Source organism: Streptomyces sp. NPDC058469, assembly GCF_042721125.1.
In the GTDB taxonomy this organism is placed as follows: Bacteria; Actinomycetota; Actinomycetes; order Streptomycetales; family Streptomycetaceae; genus Streptomyces.
Map to the genome: position 1 here is coordinate 1 of NZ_JBHXME010000186.1, position 20,442 is coordinate 20,442.

The 20,442-nt window shown below is 70.4% G+C and carries 11 protein-coding genes and 5 pseudogenes; 8 read left to right on the top strand and 8 right to left on the bottom strand.

Annotated features, from left to right (window positions below):
- Window positions 1-294: 294 nt before the first annotated feature.
- A complete protein-coding gene (locus ACFWP5_RS45185) occupies window positions 295-966 on the bottom strand; it encodes a chaplin (RefSeq protein ID WP_384170848.1) in 672 nt (223 codons plus the stop codon).
- Window positions 967-1,283: 317 nt separating this feature from the next.
- Here ACFWP5_RS45185 and ACFWP5_RS45190 point away from each other — a divergent pair, with 317 nt between their 5' ends.
- Complete coding sequence (locus ACFWP5_RS45190; RefSeq protein WP_384170850.1) at window positions 1,284-2,870, top strand: alpha/beta hydrolase; 1,587 nt, start codon at window positions 1,284-1,286, stop codon at window positions 2,868-2,870.
- An 8-nt stretch (window positions 2,871-2,878) separates the two neighbouring features.
- On the opposite strand, the gene asnB is transcribed toward ACFWP5_RS45190, so the two are convergent.
- Both asnB and ACFWP5_RS45200 read right to left on the bottom strand, forming a co-directional pair.
- On the bottom strand, window positions 2,879-4,720 hold the full coding sequence (gene asnB / locus ACFWP5_RS45195) for an asparagine synthase (glutamine-hydrolyzing) (protein ID WP_384170852.1): 1,842 nt from the start codon (window positions 4,718-4,720) through the stop codon (window positions 2,879-2,881).
- A gap of 309 nt (window positions 4,721-5,029) precedes the next feature.
- Window positions 5,030-5,359 (bottom strand): annotated as a pseudogene (locus ACFWP5_RS45200) (arginine deiminase family protein); the annotation flags it as partial.
- Here ACFWP5_RS45200 and ACFWP5_RS45205 point away from each other — a divergent pair.
- The 3 genes and pseudogenes from ACFWP5_RS45205 to ACFWP5_RS45215 form a co-directional block, all read left to right on the top strand.
- A pseudogene (locus tag ACFWP5_RS45205) lies at window positions 5,360-5,470 on the top strand (arginine deiminase family protein); the annotation flags it as partial.
- Window positions 5,471-5,622: 152 nt separating this feature from the next.
- Window positions 5,623-6,723: a chemotaxis protein gene (locus ACFWP5_RS45210; RefSeq protein ID WP_384170854.1), complete on the top strand. Its 1,101-nt coding sequence runs from the start codon at window positions 5,623-5,625 to the stop codon at window positions 6,721-6,723.
- Between the two features lie 78 nt (window positions 6,724-6,801).
- Window positions 6,802-7,827 carry a Gfo/Idh/MocA family protein gene (locus ACFWP5_RS45215; protein WP_384170856.1) on the top strand — a complete coding sequence of 342 codons (1,026 nt, stop codon included), beginning with the start codon at window positions 6,802-6,804 and terminating at the stop codon, window positions 7,825-7,827.
- Here the strand turns inward: ACFWP5_RS45215 and ACFWP5_RS45220 are convergent.
- Window positions 7,817-9,841 (bottom strand): phosphocholine-specific phospholipase C, encoded by a 2,025-nt coding sequence (locus ACFWP5_RS45220; protein WP_384170858.1) that lies wholly within the window; start codon window positions 9,839-9,841, stop codon window positions 7,817-7,819. The two genes, ACFWP5_RS45215 and ACFWP5_RS45220, sit on opposite strands and share 11 nt — an antisense overlap.
- A 139-nt stretch (window positions 9,842-9,980) precedes the next feature.
- Complete coding sequence (locus ACFWP5_RS45225) at window positions 9,981-10,394, bottom strand: SsgA family sporulation/cell division regulator (RefSeq protein WP_384170860.1); 414 nt, start codon at window positions 10,392-10,394, stop codon at window positions 9,981-9,983.
- 186 nt (window positions 10,395-10,580) lie between these two features.
- On the opposite strand from ACFWP5_RS45225, the gene ACFWP5_RS45230 reads away from it, so the two are divergent.
- Window positions 10,581-11,807 (top strand): MFS transporter, encoded by a 1,227-nt coding sequence (locus ACFWP5_RS45230; RefSeq protein WP_384170862.1) that lies wholly within the window; start codon window positions 10,581-10,583, stop codon window positions 11,805-11,807.
- A gap of 161 nt (window positions 11,808-11,968) precedes the next feature.
- Here ACFWP5_RS45230 and ACFWP5_RS45235 read toward each other — a convergent pair.
- Window positions 11,969-12,520, bottom strand: a pseudogene (locus ACFWP5_RS45235) (LysR substrate-binding domain-containing protein); the annotation flags it as partial.
- Here ACFWP5_RS45235 and ACFWP5_RS45240 point away from each other — a divergent pair.
- Window positions 12,518-13,027, top strand: a pseudogene (locus ACFWP5_RS45240) (carbonyl reductase); the annotation flags it as partial. The pseudogenes ACFWP5_RS45235 and ACFWP5_RS45240 sit on opposite strands and share 3 nt — an antisense overlap.
- Before the next feature lie 144 nt (window positions 13,028-13,171).
- Here ACFWP5_RS45240 and ACFWP5_RS45245 read toward each other — a convergent pair.
- Window positions 13,172-15,445 (bottom strand): M4 family metallopeptidase, encoded by a 2,274-nt coding sequence (locus ACFWP5_RS45245; protein ID WP_384170864.1) that lies wholly within the window; start codon window positions 15,443-15,445, stop codon window positions 13,172-13,174.
- Between the two features lie 537 nt (window positions 15,446-15,982).
- On the opposite strand from ACFWP5_RS45245, the gene ACFWP5_RS45250 reads away from it, so the two are divergent.
- Window positions 15,983-17,410 carry a PP2C family protein-serine/threonine phosphatase gene (locus tag ACFWP5_RS45250; protein WP_384170866.1) on the top strand — a complete coding sequence of 476 codons (1,428 nt, stop codon included), beginning with the start codon at window positions 15,983-15,985 and terminating at the stop codon, window positions 17,408-17,410.
- A 60-nt stretch (window positions 17,411-17,470) separates the two neighbouring features.
- On the opposite strand, the gene ACFWP5_RS45255 is transcribed toward ACFWP5_RS45250, so the two are convergent.
- Window positions 17,471-18,979 carry a hypothetical protein gene (locus ACFWP5_RS45255; protein WP_384170868.1) on the bottom strand — a complete coding sequence of 503 codons (1,509 nt, stop codon included), beginning with the start codon at window positions 18,977-18,979 and terminating at the stop codon, window positions 17,471-17,473.
- A gap of 243 nt (window positions 18,980-19,222) precedes the next feature.
- Here ACFWP5_RS45255 and ACFWP5_RS45260 point away from each other — a divergent pair.
- Window positions 19,223-20,332: pseudogene (locus ACFWP5_RS45260) on the top strand (aminoglycoside phosphotransferase family protein); the annotation flags it as partial.
- Between the last annotated feature and the right edge of the window lie 110 nt (window positions 20,333-20,442).

Sequence of the window (20,442 nt, forward strand, 5' to 3'; positions counted from 1 at the left end):
GCGGCGAACCGAGCCAAGTCGCCCTCGCGACCCGCGCCGGCGAGCGCAACCGGCTGCTGACCGCGTTCCGGAAGGCGGCCCACGCACTCCTGAAGGCTCCGGCGGAGCAGTCCGAGGAACTCCCCTACGGTTCCTAGAAGTTGGCGTCCTCCACCCTCTTGTCCGCATGGCCGCTGCGCCCTTGTCCGCATGACCTCTCCGCGGCGACCCGCCCTGACCCGGTCGTGCCGGACGACGGAGGCCCCACCGGTCGCGTACCCGGTGGGGCCTTCCGTTCCGGAGCGGGTGCTCGGGTCAGCGTCCCGCCCTGGGGCGGTTGCGCCGGTACAGGGCGGCGCCGCCCAGGAGGAGGGCCGCGCTCGTGACGGCGGCCGGGACCGTGTTGTCAGCACCTGTGTGGGCGAGTGACGCCTCGGCAGCGGGTTGGGCGGGGTGCCCCTCCACCTCCGTCACCGGTCGTGGACCCGGGTGCGGCTTCGACGGCGTGGGCGGTGCCGGGGTCGGCCGCGTGGGGTGGTGGGGGTGGTCGCCCGAGGTGTTCTCGGAGTGGTTGCCCACGGTCGGGTTGCCGACGCCGACCACGCTCAGGGAATTGCCGCTGAGGTTCACGGGGAGGTCGACCGGGAGCTGCACTCCGTTGCCGGAGAGCACACCCGGCGAATCCTTTTCACCGCCCTGCGCGACGGCACCGCCGTGCGGCCCACCGGGGCTCTTCTCGCCGCTCCTCTTGCCACCAACCGCTTTCGCGCCGCCTTCGTTGGCGCAGCTGTTCCCCGCGGCGGGATTGAGGAGCCCCACCACGTTCACGGTGTTCCCGCACACGTTCACCGGCACGTGCACCGGAAGCTGAATGGTGTTGCCGGAGATCACCCCGGGCGAACCGGCCGCGGAACCGTCCGCACCGGAATCGGCGAACGCCGGCATCGCCGCGGCCATCGCACCGGATGCGGCGGCGACGGCGATCACACCGTTTCGGGTAACCCGTTTCATAGGGTCCCTGCCTTCCAGAGATGTAGCGGGCACTCACCCGCACCGGATAAAACGCGGGCGCACCATCCGAGTTATGGCTTATCGGCCTTTCACTCCATCGAGCGTCACGGTTATCGAACTACTCGTAACGAATCCTCATCGGTCGGAAAGTATTAGTCGGAAAACCGCTTATGCCTATTGAAGGGGCGCAGAATACGGCACCGATCACCGGTCCGCCCGCCGGGAGGCGGGGCCCGCGAGGCCCCCTTATCGTGATCGAAGGCGCTGGTCACGGCGCGTTCTTGGAGGCATTGATGCTGGCCAAGCTGTCATCGCGGCCCGCGTTCCGGGGCTGCGCGTTCACCGGGCTCCTCACGCTGGCACTGCTCGGCGCGGGGCTGCCCGCGCTCGCCACGGCCGACGACCGGCCGCAGGCCGACCTGTCCCGGTTCTACCGGCAGCAGGTGAAGTGGGCCGCGTGCAAGACCCCGGACGCGCCCAAGGACCTGCAGTGCGGGAAGGTCACCGTCCCGCTCGACTACGCGAGGCCCGGCGGCGGGACGCTCGATCTCGCGCTGGCCCGTTACCGGGCGACCGGGAAGTCGAGGGGGTCGGTGCTGCTGAACTTCGGCGGTCCGGGCGGCGCGGGTGTCAGTGAACTCGCCTCGGACGGCAAGGAGTTCATGGATCTGACGAACGGCTACGACGTCGTCACCTTCGATCCACGCGGCGTCGGCCAGTCCTCGCCCGTGAGTTGCGGCGAGGGCTCCGACCAGGGCTCGGCCGCGATCGACGAGGGCTCCGCGGACAGCAGCGATCCGAAGGTCGTCCTCAAGCAGTTGCGGAAGGCCGCCGCCACCTGCGCCAAGTACTCCGGCCCGGTCCTGCCTCACATCGGCACCGTGAACGCCTCCCGGGACCTGGACGTGATGCGCCAGGCACTCGGCGACAAGAAGCTCAACTACCTTGGTTTCTCCTACGGAACGCGGCTGGGCGCGGTGTACGCGGCCCAATTCCCCAAGAAGGTGGGCCGGTTGGTGCTCGACGGCGTCGACACCCTCTCCGAACCGCTCTCCGAGCAAGGGATCGCGGGCGCCGAGGGACAACAGACGGCGCTGGAGGACTTCCTCAACTGGTGTGTGCAGGACATCGCTTGTCCTTTCGGGACAGACGCGCGATCGGCGCCGGACCGGGCCGTGCACCTCGTCCGCTCGCTCGACCAGGACCCGGTGCAGACGGACTTCGGCGACCAGTTCTCCGGCCAGGATCTGGTGGGCGCCATCAGCCAGGCGCTGTACAGCAAGCAGTTGTGGCCGACGCTGGAGCGGGCCATCGCCTCGCTGGTGGAGGACGGTGACACGCGGGCCATCATGGCGTTCTCGTCGGGCGGTACCGGTCTGCCCCATCTGAGCGGAGGCGGCGGGATCGTCGACGCCCAGGACGTCCCGCTCGACAACCTCCCGGCCGCGCTGATGGCCATCAACTGCGCGGACGACCCCGACCGCCCCACCGCCGAGCAGATCACCAAGAACCTCCCCGGCCTGCGCGCCGAGTACGAGCAGGCGTCACCGGTTTTCGGCCGCTACCGGCTCACCGAGGTGCTGATGTGCTACGGCCGTCCCCGGGGCACCGACTACATCCGCGACGACGTCAAGAACGTGGACGCGGCGAAGATGCTGCTCGTCGGGACCCGGGGCGACCCGGCGACGCCGTACCGCTGGACCGTGGAGTCGGCCCGGCGGCTCGGTTCCTCGGCTGTGGTGCTGGACAACAAGGGTGAGGGCCACACCGGTTACGCGTCTTCCAAGTGTGTGCACACCAAGGTCAACGACTTCCTGCTGTACGGCTCGCTGCCGGCCAGCGGGAGTTCCTGCCAGCCGGACAGCACCGAGGTCCCCTGAGGGACCGCTCAGCCGAGTGCGATCTCGGGCTTGTAGAGGTCCATCCAGAGCGCCAGGTCGAGGGCGCGTTCCAGGCCGCGGCGGCCCGCCTGGGTGCTGATGGGTGTGTCGCGGTGGGCGGCCTGCCGGAGCTTCTCGCGGTCCACGAGGTCGAAGACCGGGTGGGAGGGCCGGGCGAGGAGGTCCTTGGCGTGGTCCTGGAGGGCGACCGCGTACTTGGGGTCCTGCGTGGACGGGTAGGGGCTCTTCACCCGGTCGTAGACGGACTGCGGGAGGACGTCCGCGGTGGCCTCCCTGAGCAGGGTCTTCTCCCGGCCGTCGTAGGACTTGAGGGACCAGGGTGTGTTGAAGACGTACTCGACGAGCCGGTGGTCGCAGAACGGGACGCGGACCTCCAGGCCGACGGCCATGCTCGCGCGGTCCTTGCGGTCGAGCAGGATGCGTACGAAGCGGGAGAGATGGAGGTGGCAGACGCGCCGCATGCGGTACTCGAAGTCGCTCTCGCCGTCGAGGCGTTGGATGCCGGAGACGGCGGTGCGGTAGCCGTCCGCGATGTACGACTCGGTGTCCAGGGCCTTGGTCAGGTCGGCGCGCAGTACGTCGGAGTCGTCCCCGAAGTGCCGGCCGAACCGCACCAGCCAGGGGAACGTGTCGGCGCGCCTCGCCTCCTCGTCGAAGAACTGCAGGTAGCCGCCGAAGACCTCGTCGGCGGACTCGCCGGACAGCGCGACGGTGGACTGCTCGCGGATGGCGCGAAACAACAGGTACAGCGAGGAGTCCATGTCGCCGAAGCCCAGGGGGAGATCGCGGGCCCGGACCATCTTCGCCCGTACGTCGAGATCGGCGAGGGCGTGTACGTCGAGCACGATGTCCTGGTGGTCCGTGCCCGAGGCGCGGGCCACGTCGTGGACGTACGGCGTGTCGGGGGTGCCGCGCAGTTCGTCGGCGACGAAGTTCTCGTTCTGGCCGGCGAAGTCGACGGCGAAGCTGCGCACCTTCTCGCCGTGCTCGGCGAGTTGGCGGGCGGCGATCGCGGTCATGGCGGAGGAGTCGAGGCCGCCGGAGAGCAGGGTGCAGCGCGGTACGTCGGCGACGAGTTGGCGGCGCACGATGTCGTCGAGGAGGGTGCGGACGGCGGCGACGGTGGTGTCGCGGTCGTCGGTGTGCGGGCGGGTCTCCAACTGCCAGTAGACGCGGCGCCGTAGGCCCGAGCGGTCGACGGTGACGACGGTGCCGGGCTCGACCTCGCGCATGCCGTCCCAGATGGCGTGTCCGGGTGTCTTGATCATGGTGAAGAGTTCGCGCAGGCCGTCCAGGGTGACCCTGGCGCGGGCCAGCGGGTTGGCGAGGATCGCCTTCGGTTCGGAGCCGAACAGGACGCCGTCGGAGGTCGGGTGGTAATAGAAGGGCTTGATGCCCATGCGGTCGCGGATCATGACGAGCTGGTCGCGGCGGCCGTCCCAGATCGCGAAGGCGTACATGCCGTTGAGGCGTTCGGCGACCGCGTCACCCCATTCGAGATAGCCGCGCAGCACGACCTCGGTGTCGGAGTCGGTGGTGAACCGGTGTCCCCTGTCGGCGAGTTGGCGGCGGAGTTCGGTGAAGTTGTAGGTCTCCCCCGAGTAGACGAGCGCGACCGTGCCGTCCGCCGTGTCGGCGGTCATCGGCTGACGGCCGCCGGGCAGGTCGATGATCGCGAGCCGACGGTGTCCGAGGGCCGCGGGACCCTGGACCCAGGTGCCTCGGTCGTCCGGTCCGCGGCAGGCCATCGTCTCCGTCATTGCATCCAATGTCGCGGCCTCGGTGCGCAGTTCACGGTCGAAGGAGACCCAGCCGGTGATGCCGCACATGCGTTACCTCCTGCGTTCGGTCCGCCGGATGCAGGTCGCCCACCTGCGTGTCCCCACACGCCCGACCCGCACCCGCCGAACCAGATGTATCCAGCACCTATATGACGAGCGTGTGTCATGTCCCCAGGGCCGGTCAACATGTCCGTAACCTGAACGGCCTCGCCGACCCCGGGTTTTCGGCCGCGCTTTGCGCTCCCGAGATACGCGGACCGGGGCCCCGCCGGGTGGTTCTCGTCAGGAATCGGCCACGGGCAAAGAGTTGCTCAACAACTCGGGAGCGCCCGCGACTTCACGCGACGTCCTGCGGCTTCAGAACTCCACCGGGTCCCGCACGATCGGGCAGGTCATGCAGTGCCCGCCACCCCGGCCACGCCCCAGTCCGGCGCCGACGATCGTGGTGACCTCGACGCCGGCCTCGCGCAGCAGGGAGTTGGTCTGGGTGTTGCGGTCGTAGGTGAAGACCACGCCCGGTTCCAGCGCGACCGCGTTGTTGCCGCTGTCCCACTGCTGGCGTTCGGAGGCGTAGACGTCGCCGCCCGTCTCCACGACGCGCCGTTCGGGCAGGCCGAGCGCCTTGGCGACGATGTCGGTGAACGGGGTCGGGCCCTCGTCGACGATGTCGATGCCGGGGCCCTTGTCGTGGGCGCCGCCGAGCACGTCGTCGTCGCCGGGATGCCGAAGCTGCGCTCCGCGATGCACCTCGACACCGTCGTCACCTTCGCCGACCGCGACCTGGTGACCCTGTACCCGGTGAGCGTCGGCAGGGTCGGCTCGGCGGTGGAGGTTCGGGGGTCGATAGTGGCGGCCTGCGTCACCCGAGCGACGTCAGCAATCAATCACCCCATTTGCCTGGCGGGCTTCCCCCATATGCCCCATCCGCCGATCGGCCCTATCGTGCTGTTATGGAGCACGCACTGAGTCCCGCCACTCTCACCGAACTGCGGCGCCCGCGCCCCTACCCCGCGGTCTCCGTGCTCACCCCGACACATCGTCGCGAACCCGACAACGCCCAGGATCCGGTCCGGCTGCGCAATGTGCTGTCCGAGGCCAAGAAGCAGCTGGAGGCCGATCCCGCGGTCCCCCGGGAGCGGCGCATCGACGTCTCCCGCCAGCTCGACCAGGCCCTCGCCGAGGTCGATCTGGCGCACGCCGAGGACGGTCTGGTGATCTTCGCCGCGCCGGGCGAGCACCAGGTGTGGTCCCTCGCCAGGTCCGTGCCCGAACGTGTGGTGCTCTCGGACACGTTCCTCACCCGCAATCTCGTCTCCGCGCAGGCCTCCGAGCGCCCGTTCTGGGTGCTGTCGCTCGCCGCGGACCGCGTCACGCTGTGGAACGGCGGTGTCGACCGGGTCGTCGAGGACCACACCGGCGGTTTCCCGCTGACCCGCGACCACCGGGACAACTTCGACGCCGAGCGCCAGGAGCGGATCGGCGACATCCCGAGCACCTTCCGCGACGAGGACACCCGCCACTTCCTGCGCGAGGCCGACACCGCGATGGGCCGGATCCTGCGCGAGCACCGGCGCCCGCTCTACATCACCGGCGAACAGGCCGCCCTGTCCGCTCTGGACGAGGTCGGCAGCGCCACCAAGGACGCGGTGCACATCGCCCACGGCGGCCTCGCGCACGGCACGCCCGACGCCGTGTGGCAGGCCGTACGACCGCTGGTCGACGCGGAGGCGCGCAAGAGTACCGTCACCGTGGCCCGGGAACTCGAATCCGCGCGTGGGCGCAAGGAGTTCGCGGCCGGCGTCGACGAGGTCTGGCAGAACGCCCGCGAGGGCCGGGTCCGGCTGCTGGCCGTCGAGGAGAACTACCGCGTCACGGTCCGCGACGACCACGGCGACCATCTGATCCCGGCCGACGGCAGCGATCTCGACGCCCGCGAGGACATAGTGGACGAGATCGTCGAACGGTGCCTGGAGACCGGCGCCGACGTCCGCTTCGTCCCCGACGGCACCCTGAACGACGCGGACGGCATCGCGGGCGTGCTGCGCTACTGAGGCCCCCGCACTCCTGAAGTCACCTATCCCCTGCGGCGTACGCTACGGCTTGATCGTCGACGTAGAGGGAGAGCACACGTGGGTGACCTGCTGGGCGTGGCCGTACTGGGTGCGGGACACATGGGAGCCGACCACATACGACGCCTCGACCAGGTGGTGAGCGGCGCCAGGGTCGCCGCGGTGGCCGACCCGGACACGGATCGTGCCAAGGAGGCGGTGGCCGGTCTGGACGCGGTCGCGGTGCACGAGGACGCCGTGGCCGCGCTGGACGCCCCCGGGGTCGAGGCGGTGCTCATCGCCTCGCCGGGTCCCGCGCACGAGGAGGCACTGCTCGCGGCCTTCGCACGCGGCCTGCCGGTGCTGTGCGAGAAGCCCATGGTGCCCGACTCCACCGGAGCGCTCCGGGTGGTGGAGGCGGAGGCACGGCTCGGCCGACGGCTGGCGCAGATCGGGTTCATGCGGCGCTACGACGCCGAGTACCAGGGCCTCAAGTCCCTGCTGGACAACGGGCAGTTGGGACGCCCGTTGATGCTGCACTGCACCCACCGCAATGTGTCCTCGCCGCCGTACTTCACCTCGGCGATGCTCATCGACAGCTCCGTGTCGCACGAGATCGACGCGGCCCGCTGGCTGCTCGGCCAGGAACTCACCGCGGTGACCGTGCTCAGCCCGCGCTCGTCGGCGAACGCCCCGGAGGGGCTGCTCGACCCGCAGCTCGTCCTCTTCGAGACCGACGGGGGCGCCCTGGTCGACGTCGAGGTCTTCGTCAACTGCGGCTTCGGCTACCAGGTCCGCTGCGAGGCCGTGTGCGAGGCGGGCAGCGCCCGGATCGGCGAGGACCGCGCGATGGTCGTCACCACGCGGGGCAGCGCCCACGAGGACGTGCCGGTGGACTACCTCGTCCGGTTCGCCGACGCCTACGACCGTGAGGTGCAGTCCTGGGTCGACGCCACCCGGCGGGGTCAGGTCACCGGCCCGAGCGTCTGGGACGGCTACGCGTCCTCCGCGATCGCCGAGGCCGGGGTCCGGGCGCTGGAGAGCGGCGGCCGGGTGGCCGTCGAACTCGCCGCGCGCCCGGACCTGTACGCCGACCTCAGCCGCTGACGCTCGCCGCGCCCGACTCCAGGTGCCCGGTGAACCGGCGCGACCAGGTCGCGTCGGAGTCGACGGTGACCGTGAAGTCGTACCAACCGCCCTGGTACGCCACGGCGTTGAAGAAGTCCTCCGTCGACGCGCCCGCGGCCACCGTGTAGGTCCACGGTCCGTCACCGCGGTAGTGGTTGGAGGTGATGGTGAACTTCACCGACGCGGCGGACGAGTTGGTCATCTTGAAGTAGATGGCGAGCTTGCCCGTGCCCGACTCGACGGCGTAACGGGTGCTCACCTCAACGGACTTGCCCGCCTTCGTCGCGTCACCCTGGAAGCGGCGCAGGAAGCGGTTGGGGCCGACCATGGTGATGTCGTACTTGCCGCTGCCGTAGCCCGTACCGATGTTGAAGTAGTCGGAGGCGGTGCCGCCCGGGTCGACCGTGTACTGCCAGGGCATGGTGTCGCGGTAGGCGTTGGGATGGATGGAGAGGTGGGCGGCGCTCTTGGCGGCGCCGCCCTGGTTGGTCATGGCGAACCAGGCGAGGATCTTGCCGCTCGACCCGAACTCCAGGTGATCCAAGAAACCGTTGGGCTGGTACGGCAGCGCACGGGCGGGCCGGGTGCCGGTCTCCTGCGCGGGCAGGGCGTTGTCCGTCGGCACCGGGTTGGGCAGCGGGCCGCAGGTGGAGAGGCCGATGACGCTTGTCGCGGGGAGCGAGACGGAGCCGTAGACCGGGTGGGCGAAGTCGAAGACGCCGGTCAGGTCGCCGCTGACCTTGCGGCGCCAGGTGCTGATGTTGGGGCAGGCCGCGGGCCTGCCGAGGGTCGTGGTCCAGGTCTCCAGGAAGCGCAGGACCGAGGTGTGCTCGAAGACCTCGGAGGAGACCCAACCGCCGCGCGTCCAGGGCGAGATGACGATCATCGGGACGCGGAAGCCGAAGCCGTACGGGACGCCGTTGAGGAACTCGCCGTCGGTGCCGGCGGGCGGGGCGGGTGGCGGGACGTGGTCGAAGTAGCCGTCGTTCTCGTCGTAGTTGAGGAACAGGACGGTCGAGTCGAAGACGTCCGGGTCGGCGGCGAGGGCCTGGTAGACGAGGCCGACGAAGTGGGCGCCGTCGCCGGGCGGGGCGTAGGGATGTTCGGAGAAGGCCTGGTTGGGGACCACCCAGGAGACCTGCGGGAGGGTGCCCGCGAGGACGTCGGCCTTGATGGCGGCGGCGATGTCGTCGGGGGTCGAGCCGGTCGCGGCCGGGACGGAGGACATGCCTCGGTCGTAAAGGGGGCTGCCCGCCTTGGAGTTGGCGAAGTTCTTGAAGTAGGCGCAGGCGTTGTCGCCGTAGTTGTCCGCCGCGTTCTGGTAGACCTTCCAGGTCACTCCGGCGTTCTGCAGGGACTCGGCGTAGGTCTGCCAGGTCAGGCCGGACTCGTCACCGCCGTCGTAGCTGGAGGAGTCGACCTTGCCGCTCCACAGATAGGTGCGGTTGGGGCCGGTCGCGCTGAGCGTGGAGCAGAAGTAGGCGTCGCAGATCGTGTAGTTGTCGGCGAGCGCGTAGTGGAACGGGATGTCGGCCCGGTCGAGGTAGCCCAGCGAGCGGACGTTGCCCACGCCCGAGACCCAGGTGTCGAGGCGACCCTTGTTCCACGCGGAGTGCTGGGAGGACCAGGAGTGCGGCAGGTCGCCGTTGCACTGCGCGAGGGTCTCGCCGTCCTGGCCGCCCGCGGCCGGGGTGGCGCTCAGCTTCCACGGGTACTGACGGCCCCCGCCGTTGGGCTGGTTGAAGACCGGGTAGCCGCCGCTCAGCGTGATGCCGCTGCGGTCGTCGAAGCCGCGGACGCCCTTGAGGCGCCCGAAGTAGTGGTCGAAGCTGCGGTTCTCCTGCATGAGGATCACCACGTGTTTCACGTCCGAGATCGTGCCGGTCGCCGCCTGCTGCGCCGCGACCGCAGGCCGTGTGCCGGCGCCGGTCGCCATGCCCGCCGCCACGGTGGCACCGAGTCCCACGAAGCCTCTTCGGCTGATCGGTGTCATTCGCCCCGCCCTCGTCACAGGCGTGCCCGAGCGGCACACCGCGCGCAAGGGTGCACGGGGTGATCGCGAAGGTCCATCCCCACACGGTGAGATGGAGGTGAACAAAAGTCAAAGTCGCCTTCGGGGCGCCGAGTTGTCCTCAGACGTTCCCGAACAGGGCACTCAGGCCCCGGTCGACGACCGCGTCCATGTCCTCCTGCCCGGTGGCCACCACGTCGTAGGTCCGCAGCAGGAAGCGGCGCAGCTCCGGGGTGTGGAAGTGGAGCAGGGCGAGTCCGAACGGCGAGTGGAACTCCAGCACCGTACGGGCCCGGCCGCACGGCCACAGGTGCACGTCCCCACCGCCGGCCGGCCTGCGCAGCCCCTCCTCCAGCAGCGACCGGGCGAAGGTCCAGGTGACACCGTCGCCGTCGAGGGAGACCTCCGGCGGGAAGTCGAGGTGCACGGCCAGCGGGTCCGAGGCGAGGTAGCGGAGCGTGGCGGACACGGGAATCTCCGTGTCCTCCGCCGTGATCAGCCGGGCTCGGGTGGGCTGTTCGAGGGTGATGTCCATGGTCGGTCTCCACTGCGGGTGTGAGGTCGGCCGGATTGCCGTGTGCTTGTACGACCTCGCAGGTGCCGTTCGCATTACGCGAAACCCCGAATGAGTTGATGTGACCTGCGTCACTCTACCGTCGATGGGTGTGGCTGCCGGTGAATTCGTTTGCGGTGGGACGGGTGAGCCCGGTGAAGTGGGCCCATGGACGGGGCCGCGGAACAGGTGCGACGGCCGCGGTGGCACAGGTCGGCGGTGCTCGCGGCCCTGATGCTCGCCGCCTTCACCTTCAACACCGCGGAGAACCTGCCGATCGGCCTCCTGGAACTCATCGCAGAGAGCCTGCGGGTCTCCGTGCCGGCGGTCGGGCTACTGGTCACCGGCTACGGCGTGACGGTGGCCGTCGCGTCCGTCCCCCTCGCCCACGTCATGCGGGGTGTGGCCCGGCGCCATGTGCTCACGGCACTGCTGGCCGCGCTGGTCGTGTCCAGTGTGGTGGCGGCACTGGCCACGTCGTACGGGCTGCTTCTCGCGGCGCGGCTGCTGACCGCACTGGCCCAGGCGCTGTTCTGGGCCGTGATGGGGCCGGTCGCGGTGGGCCTGTTCGCGCCCGAGGTCCGTGGGCGGGTCATCGGTGCGCTGTCCGTCGCCGGTTCGCTGGCCCTCGTGCTCGGGGTGCCCGCCGGTACCTGGCTGGGCCGTCGCGAGGGCTGGCCCGTACCGATCGCCGTGCCGGCGGCTCTGGGGTTCGTGTCCCTGGTGACGATCGCCTCGCTGCTGCCGACCTCGCGCCCGGACGAGGAGCAGGCGGCCTACGGCACCCGTCCCGACGCCCGTCGGTTCAGGACCGTACTGGCGGCCGGGACCCTGGCCGCCACCGGGGCGTTCGCGGGATTCACGTACATCGTGAAGTTCCTCGGGGACGTGAGCGGGTTCTCGCCGAGCGCGGTCGGCGTCCTGTTGGTGGTGTTCGGCGTCGCGTGTCTGGCCGGGGTGACCGTCACCGGGGCGGTGCTGGACCGCTTCCCCCAGGCCGCGCTGAGCACCGCCGTCGCCACGCAGGCGGTGGGCATGCTCGGCCTGTACGCGGCCGGCACCCATCCGGTGGCGGCGGTGGTGTTCCTGGTGCTGATGGGCGGTGCGCTCGGGCCGGTGTTCATGACCGCCCAGAACGCGATGCTCCAGTGCGCACCGGGACGTACGGATATCGCGCTCGCGGCCAACTCCGGTTCCTACAACGCCGGTATCGCGGCCGGCGCGGCGCTAGGGGGACTCGTGCTGCGGCTCGCGGATGTGCGGGGCACGTTCCTCACCGGCGGGCTGTTGACCGTGGGGGCATGTGCGGTGCTGCTCGGTGCGCGGGTGTTGCGTTGCGGGCCAACGTCCGCCGGGCGACGCCGTGTCGGGGAAGAGGGCCGGGCCGGCGGCTGAGCAACTCCATCGCGTGCGGGCGCCGTAGCCACAGCGACGGACTACTGACCGGCGGAACCTACCGGTGCTGCTCGGCGCACGGGTGGCGCATCGCGGACCAAAGCCCGCCCAGCGATGACGAGTTGGGAAACCCGGTCGGGCCGATGGGCCAGCTGGAGGGCTCACTCCTGTGTGGGTGCCGTGCTCGGGGTGTAGGCGTCGAGGGCCGCGAGCCGGAGGGCGGCCGACACGCGGGTGAGCGCTTCGGTGGGCGGGTGCGGAAGTCGGGCCAGCAGCAGGCGGCGCTGTTCCTGGGGGCCGCCGCGCACCGGCAGGACGCGCCCGGCGGTACGGCGGGGGGCGAGGGGCCCGGTCACGGCGGTCAACCCGCAGCCGGCCGCGACGAGTTGGAGCTTGGCCAGCCAGTCGCGCGCGGTGTGGACGATCTCGGGCCGCTCGTCCAGCCCCGGCCACACCCTCATGAGCCGGTCCTCGCCGGAGGACGGACTCACGATCCAGCGCTGCCCGCGCAGGCCGGCCACGTCGACGTAGTCGCCGCGGGCCAGTGGATGCGTGGCGGGCACCGCGAGGTACAGCGGGCGCTCGGTGAGCGTGCGGAGCACCAGCGGCGGCGATTCGGTGTCCGACGGCCGGAACGGCGGCGCCGACGCCAGCAGCGCCAGGTCAAGACTGCCGGCGCGCAGGGCGCGTACCAGTGCCGGGGTGCCGCCGGCCCCGTCCCGCGCCCGGGCGGCCGGTTCCTCGTCGTGGCCAGCGGCCTCGGCGCCCTCGGGCACCACCTCGACCCCTCGCTGCACGACCTGTTCGACGGCGCGAGCCTGGACCAGGTCGAGTACGCCGTCGAGTCCTGGCGCGGCGCCGTCCACCACCGGACCACGGCCGAAGCGGGCTGGCCGCTCTGGCTGAACGTGCCCTCGAAGGTGGCCCAGGTCGCCGCCGTCCGCGCGGTCGCCGCGGAACGCCGCGAACACGACCTGGCGACGGGCACGTTGATCGCCTCGGTGTGCCCGGGCATGGTCGACACGGCCACCTCCCGCCCGTGATTCAGCGACTTCAGCCAGGCCCAGTCCCCGGCCGAGGCAGCGAGTGCCGTCCTCGACCTCGTCTTCGCCGAGCACGTCGACCCCACCCACTACGGCGAGTTGGTCCGCTTCGGCAAGGCCCTGGACGGGTACGGCGGCACCCCGCCGGTGGAACAGGATCGGCTGGTCACACCGTGACCGCGGCACACCGTGCAACTGGCTGAGTACGCCGATCGATTCTGACCGCGCCTCCGTGGGGGCCGGCGCGGCCAGAACCAACTCGGGCTGTCAGTCTCCGAACCCGACCGGTGATCCCCGAACTACAGGGCTAGCCCGGCCGGTTCACGGAGTGAGCTGCCACTGCTCGATGTAGCCGACGTCGAGCGCGGCGTGGTCCTGCACCCGCAACTTCCAGGTGCCGTTGACCGGTTGGGCGGAGGCGTCGACGGTGAAGGTCTGGTCGACGTTGTCGGTGGAGCCGCCGGTGCGGTTCAGCAGAGAGTAGACGGTTCCGTTCGGGCCGACCAGGTCGACGGTCAGGTCGCCCCGGTAGGTGTGGACGATCTTGACGTAGACCTGGCTGGTGGCCGAGGCGTTGCCGTCGCGGCCGGTGACCGTGATCGGGGACTCCACGGCGGCGCCGACGTCGGGGATGTCGACGCGGGTGGCGCTCGCGTAGATGTTGGCGATCCGCCAGCTGAAGGCGGCGGTGGCGGTCGCGCCCGTGTCGTCGGTGACGGTCACCGTGACGTCGCTGGTCCCGAGGGTGGTCGGGATGCCGGAGATCAGGCCGGTGCTGCTGATGGTCAGTCCGTCGGGCAGTCCCGTGGCCGAATAGGTCAGGCCCGCACCGGAGTTGGTGGTGTACGCGTCCGTCTGGAGGGAGACGGCCTGGCCGACTCCGCTGATCTGAGCGGCGACCGGGGCCACGTTCACGCCGAGCGCGATCCGGCTGCCCACGTTGATCGCCGCCCACGCGTCGGCCACGGCGAGGTACGTGGGGCTGTAGGCGCCGAAGAGGTCCGCGGCGGCCTGCAGGGTCGCGGTGCGGGCACCGGCGTAGTTCGTGGACGAGGTCATGTACGTGGTGAGCGCCCGGTACCAGACCTTCTGGGCGTTGTCGATGCCGATGCCGGCGACGGGCACGCCGTCGTAGGTCGGGCTGTCGTAGGCGACCCCGTTGACGGTCTTCGCGCCGCTGCCCTCGGACAGCAGATAGAAGAGGTGGTTCGCCGGACCCGAGGAGTAGTGGACGTCGACACTGCCGAGCGTCGAGCTCCAATAGTCGCGGGACGCACCGTCCTTGGAGGGCTTGTCCATGTAACGCAGCGGTGTGCCGTTGCCGTTGATGTCGATCTTCTCGCCGACCATGTAGTCGGGGACGTCGGCGGGCAGGTTGGCGTGGAACTCCACCGCGGCGGCGAAGATGTCCGAGGTGGCCTCGTTGAGGCCGCCCGACTCGCCGGAGTAGGTGAGGCCGGCGGTGGCGGCGGTGACGCCGTGGCTCATCTCGTGCGCGGCCACGTCCAGCGCCGTCAGCGGGTGGGTGTTGCCCGAGCCGTCGCCGTAGGTCATGCAGAAGCAGCTGTCGTCCCAGAACGCGTTCACGTAGCTGTTGCCGTAGTGGGCCCTGCTGTAGGCGGCCACTCCGTCGTTGCGTATGCCGTTGCGGCCGAAGACGTCCTTGTAGTAGTCCCAGGTCGCCGCAGCGCCGAACGCGACGTCCACGCCCGCGGTCTGCCGGTTGGCCTGGGTTCCGTCGCCCCAGACATCGTTGTCATCAGTGAAGAGGGTGCCGGTGCCGGAGGTGCCCTGGTTCAGGTCGTAGGTGCGGTGTCCGGCGCGGTCGCCGTCGACGAGTTGGTACGTCGAACCGGAGAGCGTGGTGCTGAGCGGGACCGCTCCGTTGAACTGGCCGGTGCCGGTGCCCGTTTCGATGCCCTGGTACTGGAAGACGGCCTTGCCCGAGTCGGCGTCGGTGATCACATGGAGTTCGTTGGGCGTGCCGTCGTCCTGGAAGCCGCCGACCACCGCCTCCCAGGCGAGGACGGGCTTGGCTCCGGCGGCCCAGACGACGAGCCGCGGGGCGCCGTCGAGCTTGGCCTCTTTGCCGCCCGCCTTGGCCGCGCTCGCGAGCGCTTTGGCCTTCACCGTCGCCGAGGTCACGTTCGGGGTGATGTCCGGCAGGGTCAGGCCGGCCTTCGCGGCCTTCGACACCGTCAGGCGGCCGCTCTTGGCGTGGACGACCAGGTCGCCGCCGAGGACGGGCAGCCCGGAGTACGTCCGCTCGTAGCGGGTGTGGGTGGTGCCGTCGGCGTCCTGCGTGACGTCCTTGACGACGAGCTTCTCCTTGACCCCGAGGCCGAGGGTCTTCGCCGTGCTCTTGACGGCCGTGCCCGCGCTCTTGAGGAGGGCGGCGTGCTTCGCCGACGACAGGGCGGCCGGGGCCGATCCGGCCCGAGGAGTGGCCAGGATCTTCGCGGGGGCGCTGTGACCGCCCGGGGCGGCGGAGGCGGCGCCGGTCTGCATACCGGCCGCCAGCAGGGTGCCGACCGCGGTGAGGACCAGTGCGGCGGTGTATCTGGGGTGGTGCGGATAACGGTCATGCCGGGTCAAGGCGTTCTCCTTATGTGGGGTGATCGGACTCGGTGGAGTCCTGGAGAGCGGGTCGGGCCGGGGTACGGCCGTCCGGCGGGCGCGCGGGTGTGAGGAGGAAGAGCGAGGAGGAAGTGAACGCTCGGTGAGCGTGGTGCACAGCAGCGTGGCATCACGTCCACAGAATTGTCATGGCTAAAACAAAGCAACGACTCAAAATGACCGTTGCGAACTGCGGATCACTCATTTGAGCAACACTTTTCAGCCGCACAACGGGCGCCCTCGCCGCGCGAACGCGAAGCCATCGAACAGGTGGTTGAATGTCGGCCCAGAAGGGTAATCAATCCTTCAACTCGCGTACGGCGTCTACGACTTGCCCCACCAGGACAGCTGCGCCACGAGCACGGCACCGGCCGCCAGTGAAGACGCTGGCATATGCCAGAAGCACCACCGGATCGTGTGTTGCCAAATCCCTTACAGGGCGTCGCAGCCTGTGCGACAGTCGTAACCGGTCCCTCCATCCGCCTTGGTCGTACCGTCCCCGCATCGGAGTGCGTCATGCCGTCCCACCTCTCTGCGGACCGCCCCGCCGCCCAGCCGCCCGCGCGCGGCTCGGTCGACGCGCTGATATCGCAGGCTCGGCGGCTCATGGGCGACGTGGACGCCGTACGGCGGGACGCGCAGCACGACGGTGCGGATCCGCGGGAGCGGTGGCAGCGGGCGCTGTGCGATCTGGCGCTGCATCAACTCAACGACCTCGACGAGCACTTGGCCCAGTTGCGGGACGGCCCGCCGCCCGTGCCGGCCGCCGTCGAGGCGCCGTCCGCACCGACCGCCGTACCGGACGCGCCGCGGGATGACTCGCTGCTCAGCCGGGTCGGCAGCGCGGAGTGGAATCTGCTGACGGACGAGGCGAGTTGGTCCGGGGAGCTGTATCAGATCCTCGGCCGCGATCCGGCCGCTCCCCCGCTCACCCTGGACGAACTGCCGTCCCTGATCCTCGACGAGGACCGGCCGGGGCTGACCGCGATGGTCACGGACTGCCTGATCGACGCCAAGCCCATCGACGGCGAGTTCCGCATCGTACGGCCGGACGGCACCGTACGGACCGTGCACATGATGGGCGAGCCAGTGCTCGACGCCGACGGCGGCACCGCCTCGATGTGGGCCGTGCTGCGGGATGTCAGCGAACTGCGCCGCAGCCAGCGGACGGTGAGCGAGACCCGTGACTCGCTGCAGCGCCACCGGCACCACGCGCAGACCGAGCGCCGGCTCGCGGTCGAGCTGCAGGAGGCCGTGCTGCCGCCGTGGCGCGGCTCCCTGCGGCTCCCGCACCAGGGGCCGGAGACACTGGACCTGGCCGCCCGCTATCTGCCCTCGTCGACGAGCGCGCTGATCGGCGGCGACTGGTACGACGCGCTCCAACTGTCCGACGGCGCCACCCTGTTGAGCGTCGGCGACCTCACCGGACACGGTGTCGCCGTCACTTCGGGCATGGCGATGCTGCTCGGCGCCCTGCGCGGTATGGCGATGGCGGGCACCGAACCCGGTCAACTGATGTCCTGGCTCAACCAGTTACTCGACGCCACCGTGCAACCGGCCCTGGGCAGCGCGGTGTGCTGCCGCTACCGGCCCGAGACCCGCACCCTGGCGTGGGCGCAGGCAGGACACCCCGCCCCACTGCTGTTCCGCGGCGGGACGGGGCGCATGCTGAGCGCACCGGACGGCGTCCTGCTCGGCGCCACCTCGGGAGCGGCCTACGGACAGGCCGAGGAAACCCTCGAAGCGGGCGACGTACTGCTGCTGCACACCGACGGACTGGTGCCGGGGCACAGCGGACCACAGGCCGTGGACCGACTCCTGGACCTGGCCCCGCGGTTCGGCGAGGCGCGCACCGCACAGGACTGCGTACGGATGGTCGTGGAGGAGTTCGGCGACACCGAGCGCGAGGACGACGCCTGCGTGCTCGTCGCCAGGACAACCTGACACCTGACCAACAGCCTCTGACCAAACCGCCCTTGACGGACGGTCAACTACACAGGACTCCTACGCCTGTGCGCTGTTGCCACCCCTGGCCCTCGGGCTCTTCGACTGTGTCTTCGGCAGCGCGAGTTCGATCTCCTCCCGCAGTTCGTGGATCCTCGGATAGCTGGAGTACTGGGCGGTGAGCCGGTACATCTCGCGCAGCCGGTCCCAGGTGCGGTGGGAGGAGTTCGATCCCATCGACACCAGGGCCAACCGCGCGTACCTGTCCGCCTGTTCGGGGTCGTCGGCGATGAAGCAGGCGGAGGCCATCGACAGGAAGTCGAAGATCTTCGACCGCTGCCGTCCGTCGACCCGCAGCGCCAGGGCCTTCTCCGCGAAGTACTGGGCGTGCACGGCCGCTTCGGGCTCGTACTCGGCCAGTGTGCGGTAGGCCAGGGCCTGCATGCCGTAGAGGTCCTCCTCCTTGAACGTCTGCATCCAGCTCGGGGACGGTACGTCGCCGCGGTCGGAGACGAAGAGGTCCTCCGCCTGGCCGAGGGTGCGCCGCATGGCCTGGCCCTTGCCCATCGACGCCTGTGCCCAGGCCTCGATGGTGCAGAGCATCGCCCGGGTGCGCGGCAGCACCGCGTCGCCGGAACCGGCCTTGGCGAGCTTCATGAGATCGAGTGCGTCGTCGGGCCGGCCCAGGTGCACCATCTGGCGAGCCGCCCGTGAGAGCGCCTCCCCGGCGCGGGGCCGGTCACCGCCCTCACGGGCCGCGTGGGCGGCGATGACGAAGTACTTCTGGGCCGTGGGTTCCAGGCCGACGTCGTGCGACATCCAGCCCGCGAGTACGGCGAGGTTGGCGGCGACGCCCCACAGGCGCCGCTGGAGATGGTCGGGGTGACGGTAGGCGAGCATGCCGCCCACCTCGTTGAGCTGTCCCACCACAGCCTTGCGCTGCAGCCCGCCGCCGCGGGCCGCGTCCCAGGCTCGGAACACCTCGACGGACTCCTCCAGTTCCTCGATCTCCTGCGACCCGATGGGGGCGGCCTCATAGCGGTCGAACCCAGCGGGGTCGGCGTGCAGGGGATCGTCGAACCGGGGAGCGTCGGCGGAAAGAGTCGGATCGGAGTGCAGCCAGTCGTACATGGCGCTGCTGAGTGCGGAGCCTGCGGCGAGCGCGGCGCCCGCGCCCACCAAGCCGCGTCGGTTGAGCATGAGGTCCATTCCCGTGAATTCGGTGAGGACCGCAGCAGTCCGTTCGGGCGCCCACGGCACACCGTCGGGATGTTCCACACTCCCGTCGTCGGGCCGTTTCCCCGTACGCCCGTGCCGGACCAGACCGAGGTCCTCGATGGTCACGACACGGCCGAGACGCTCGGTGAACAGAGCCGCCAGCACCCTCGGCACCGGATCGCGCGGAATCTCTCCCGTGTCGATCCAACGCCGTACCCGCGAGGTGTCGGTCGACAGCTGGGGGTGGCCCATGGCCGCCGCCTGCCGGTTGACCCTCCGCGCGAGCTCGCCCTTGGACCAGCCGGCCAGGCCGAACAGGTCCGAGAGACGGGAGTTGGGTTGTCCGTTCACATCAAGCCCCCAGGTTCTCGGCTGACTTGAACATAGCCCGGTGCGGGTTGCCGGGCGACTATTCGCCATGGTTCGCCAGGGTGCGCCAGATGGTGTGCCACTGCGCATCTGGTGTCAGGTAGGAACGCGCCACCCCGACCCGGTCACCGAGGGACATTCCCCAGGATGCACCCGGGGGACAGGGCCGGGGAGCGCGCTTGCTTGGACAGGCACTGCAGGCACACGAAGGGATCTGTATCTCCCATGTACACAGCATCGTCCTCCGTGTCCGCCCCGCCCCGGTCGCTGCACCCCCACCCGGGCGCCGGCGGCCCCTACCTCGACCCGGCGCGGCCGGGGGCCGGCCCCGTGCTCGGTGCGGGCAGGCCGCGGCGCGTTCCCGGGCTCGGTCCCCAACCGCTCAGCGGGAGACTCGACTTGTCCGGCCCTCAGGGCGCCCAGCTGCGTACGGCGATCGCGTCGGTGCACCGGATCTGCCCGGAGTTCGCTCCGGTGCAGGTGCTACGCCGCAACGGACGCTCCGTGCTCCTGGTCGGAACGACCGGACGCAGCACGGCAGTGGCGAAGTGTTTACTGGACCACTCCCCCGCGTGGGCCGAGCGGATCCGGCACGAGATAGCGGCCTACCGCTCGTTCGTCCGGCACCGCCCGCCGGTGCGGGTGCCGCGACTGATCGCGGCGGACCCGGACAACTGCACGCTCGTCATCGAGCGGATGCCGGGCCGGGTGGCTGCGCTGCACCGGCACCCGGCGGAGGCCCCGCCGCGGGCGGACATCCGGGCGGCACTCGGCTCCATCTGCCGGCTCAACGCCTGGCGACCGCCGGCGGGCACGTTCGACGCCCCGCTGGACTACGCGGCCCGTATCTCCCGCTTTCACGAGCTGGGGCTGCTCACCGACCGGGACATGGGAGACCTGCAGAAGCTGCTGCACGGCATCGCGCACTCGGCGGGCCGCGGCGGGATGGGCCAGTTCTGTCACGGTGATGCCCTGCTCTCGAACATCCTTCTCTCACCGGCCGGTCCAGTGCTGGTGGACTGGGAGCACGCGGGCTGGTATCTGCCGGGCTACGACCTGGCCACGCTGTGGGCGGTCCTCGGGGACGCGCCGGTGGCCCGGCGGCAGATCAGTCAGATCGCGCAGTCGGCGGGACCGGCGTCGCGTGACGCGTTCCTGGTGAACCTGATGCTGGTGCTGACCCGCGAGATCCGTACCTACGAGATGGCCGTGCAGCGTTCGATGCACGACTCGACCCCGGCGGCACCGGGAGTGGTGGCCCACCCGGGTGCTGCGCCGTCCGGCGAGGAACAACGGCTGCTGCTGAGGCGGCTGCACGACGACTGCCAGATGGCCTGCTGCCCCCGCGGCAGTTCCGGCGGCGCCTCCAGCCGCAGTTCACCCGAGGGCACGTCCGGCGGCAGAGCGCGCGGCGGCCGTTTGACGACGAGCTGACTCACCGGAGC

Excerpts from the sequence above, each read along its gene's own strand:
- asnB (WP_384170852.1), bottom strand. The coding sequence starts at position 4,720 with ATGTGCGGCATCACCGGCTGGGTCTCCTTCGACCGTGAACTGCGCACC.
- ACFWP5_RS45220 (WP_384170858.1), bottom strand. The coding sequence starts at position 9,841 with ATGACACCGATCAGCCGAAGAGGCTTCGTGGGACTCGGTGCCACCGTG.
- ACFWP5_RS45210 (WP_384170854.1), top strand. The coding sequence starts at position 5,623 with ATGGAGCACGCACTGAGTCCCGCCACTCTCACCGAACTGCGGCGCCCG.
- ACFWP5_RS45225 (WP_384170860.1), bottom strand. The coding sequence starts at position 10,394 with ATGGACATCACCCTCGAACAGCCCACCCGAGCCCGGCTGATCACGGCG.
- ACFWP5_RS45230 (WP_384170862.1), top strand. The coding sequence starts at position 10,581 with ATGGACGGGGCCGCGGAACAGGTGCGACGGCCGCGGTGGCACAGGTCG.
- ACFWP5_RS45250 (WP_384170866.1), top strand. The coding sequence starts at position 15,983 with ATGCCGTCCCACCTCTCTGCGGACCGCCCCGCCGCCCAGCCGCCCGCG.
- ACFWP5_RS45190 (WP_384170850.1), top strand. The coding sequence starts at position 1,284 with ATGCTGGCCAAGCTGTCATCGCGGCCCGCGTTCCGGGGCTGCGCGTTC.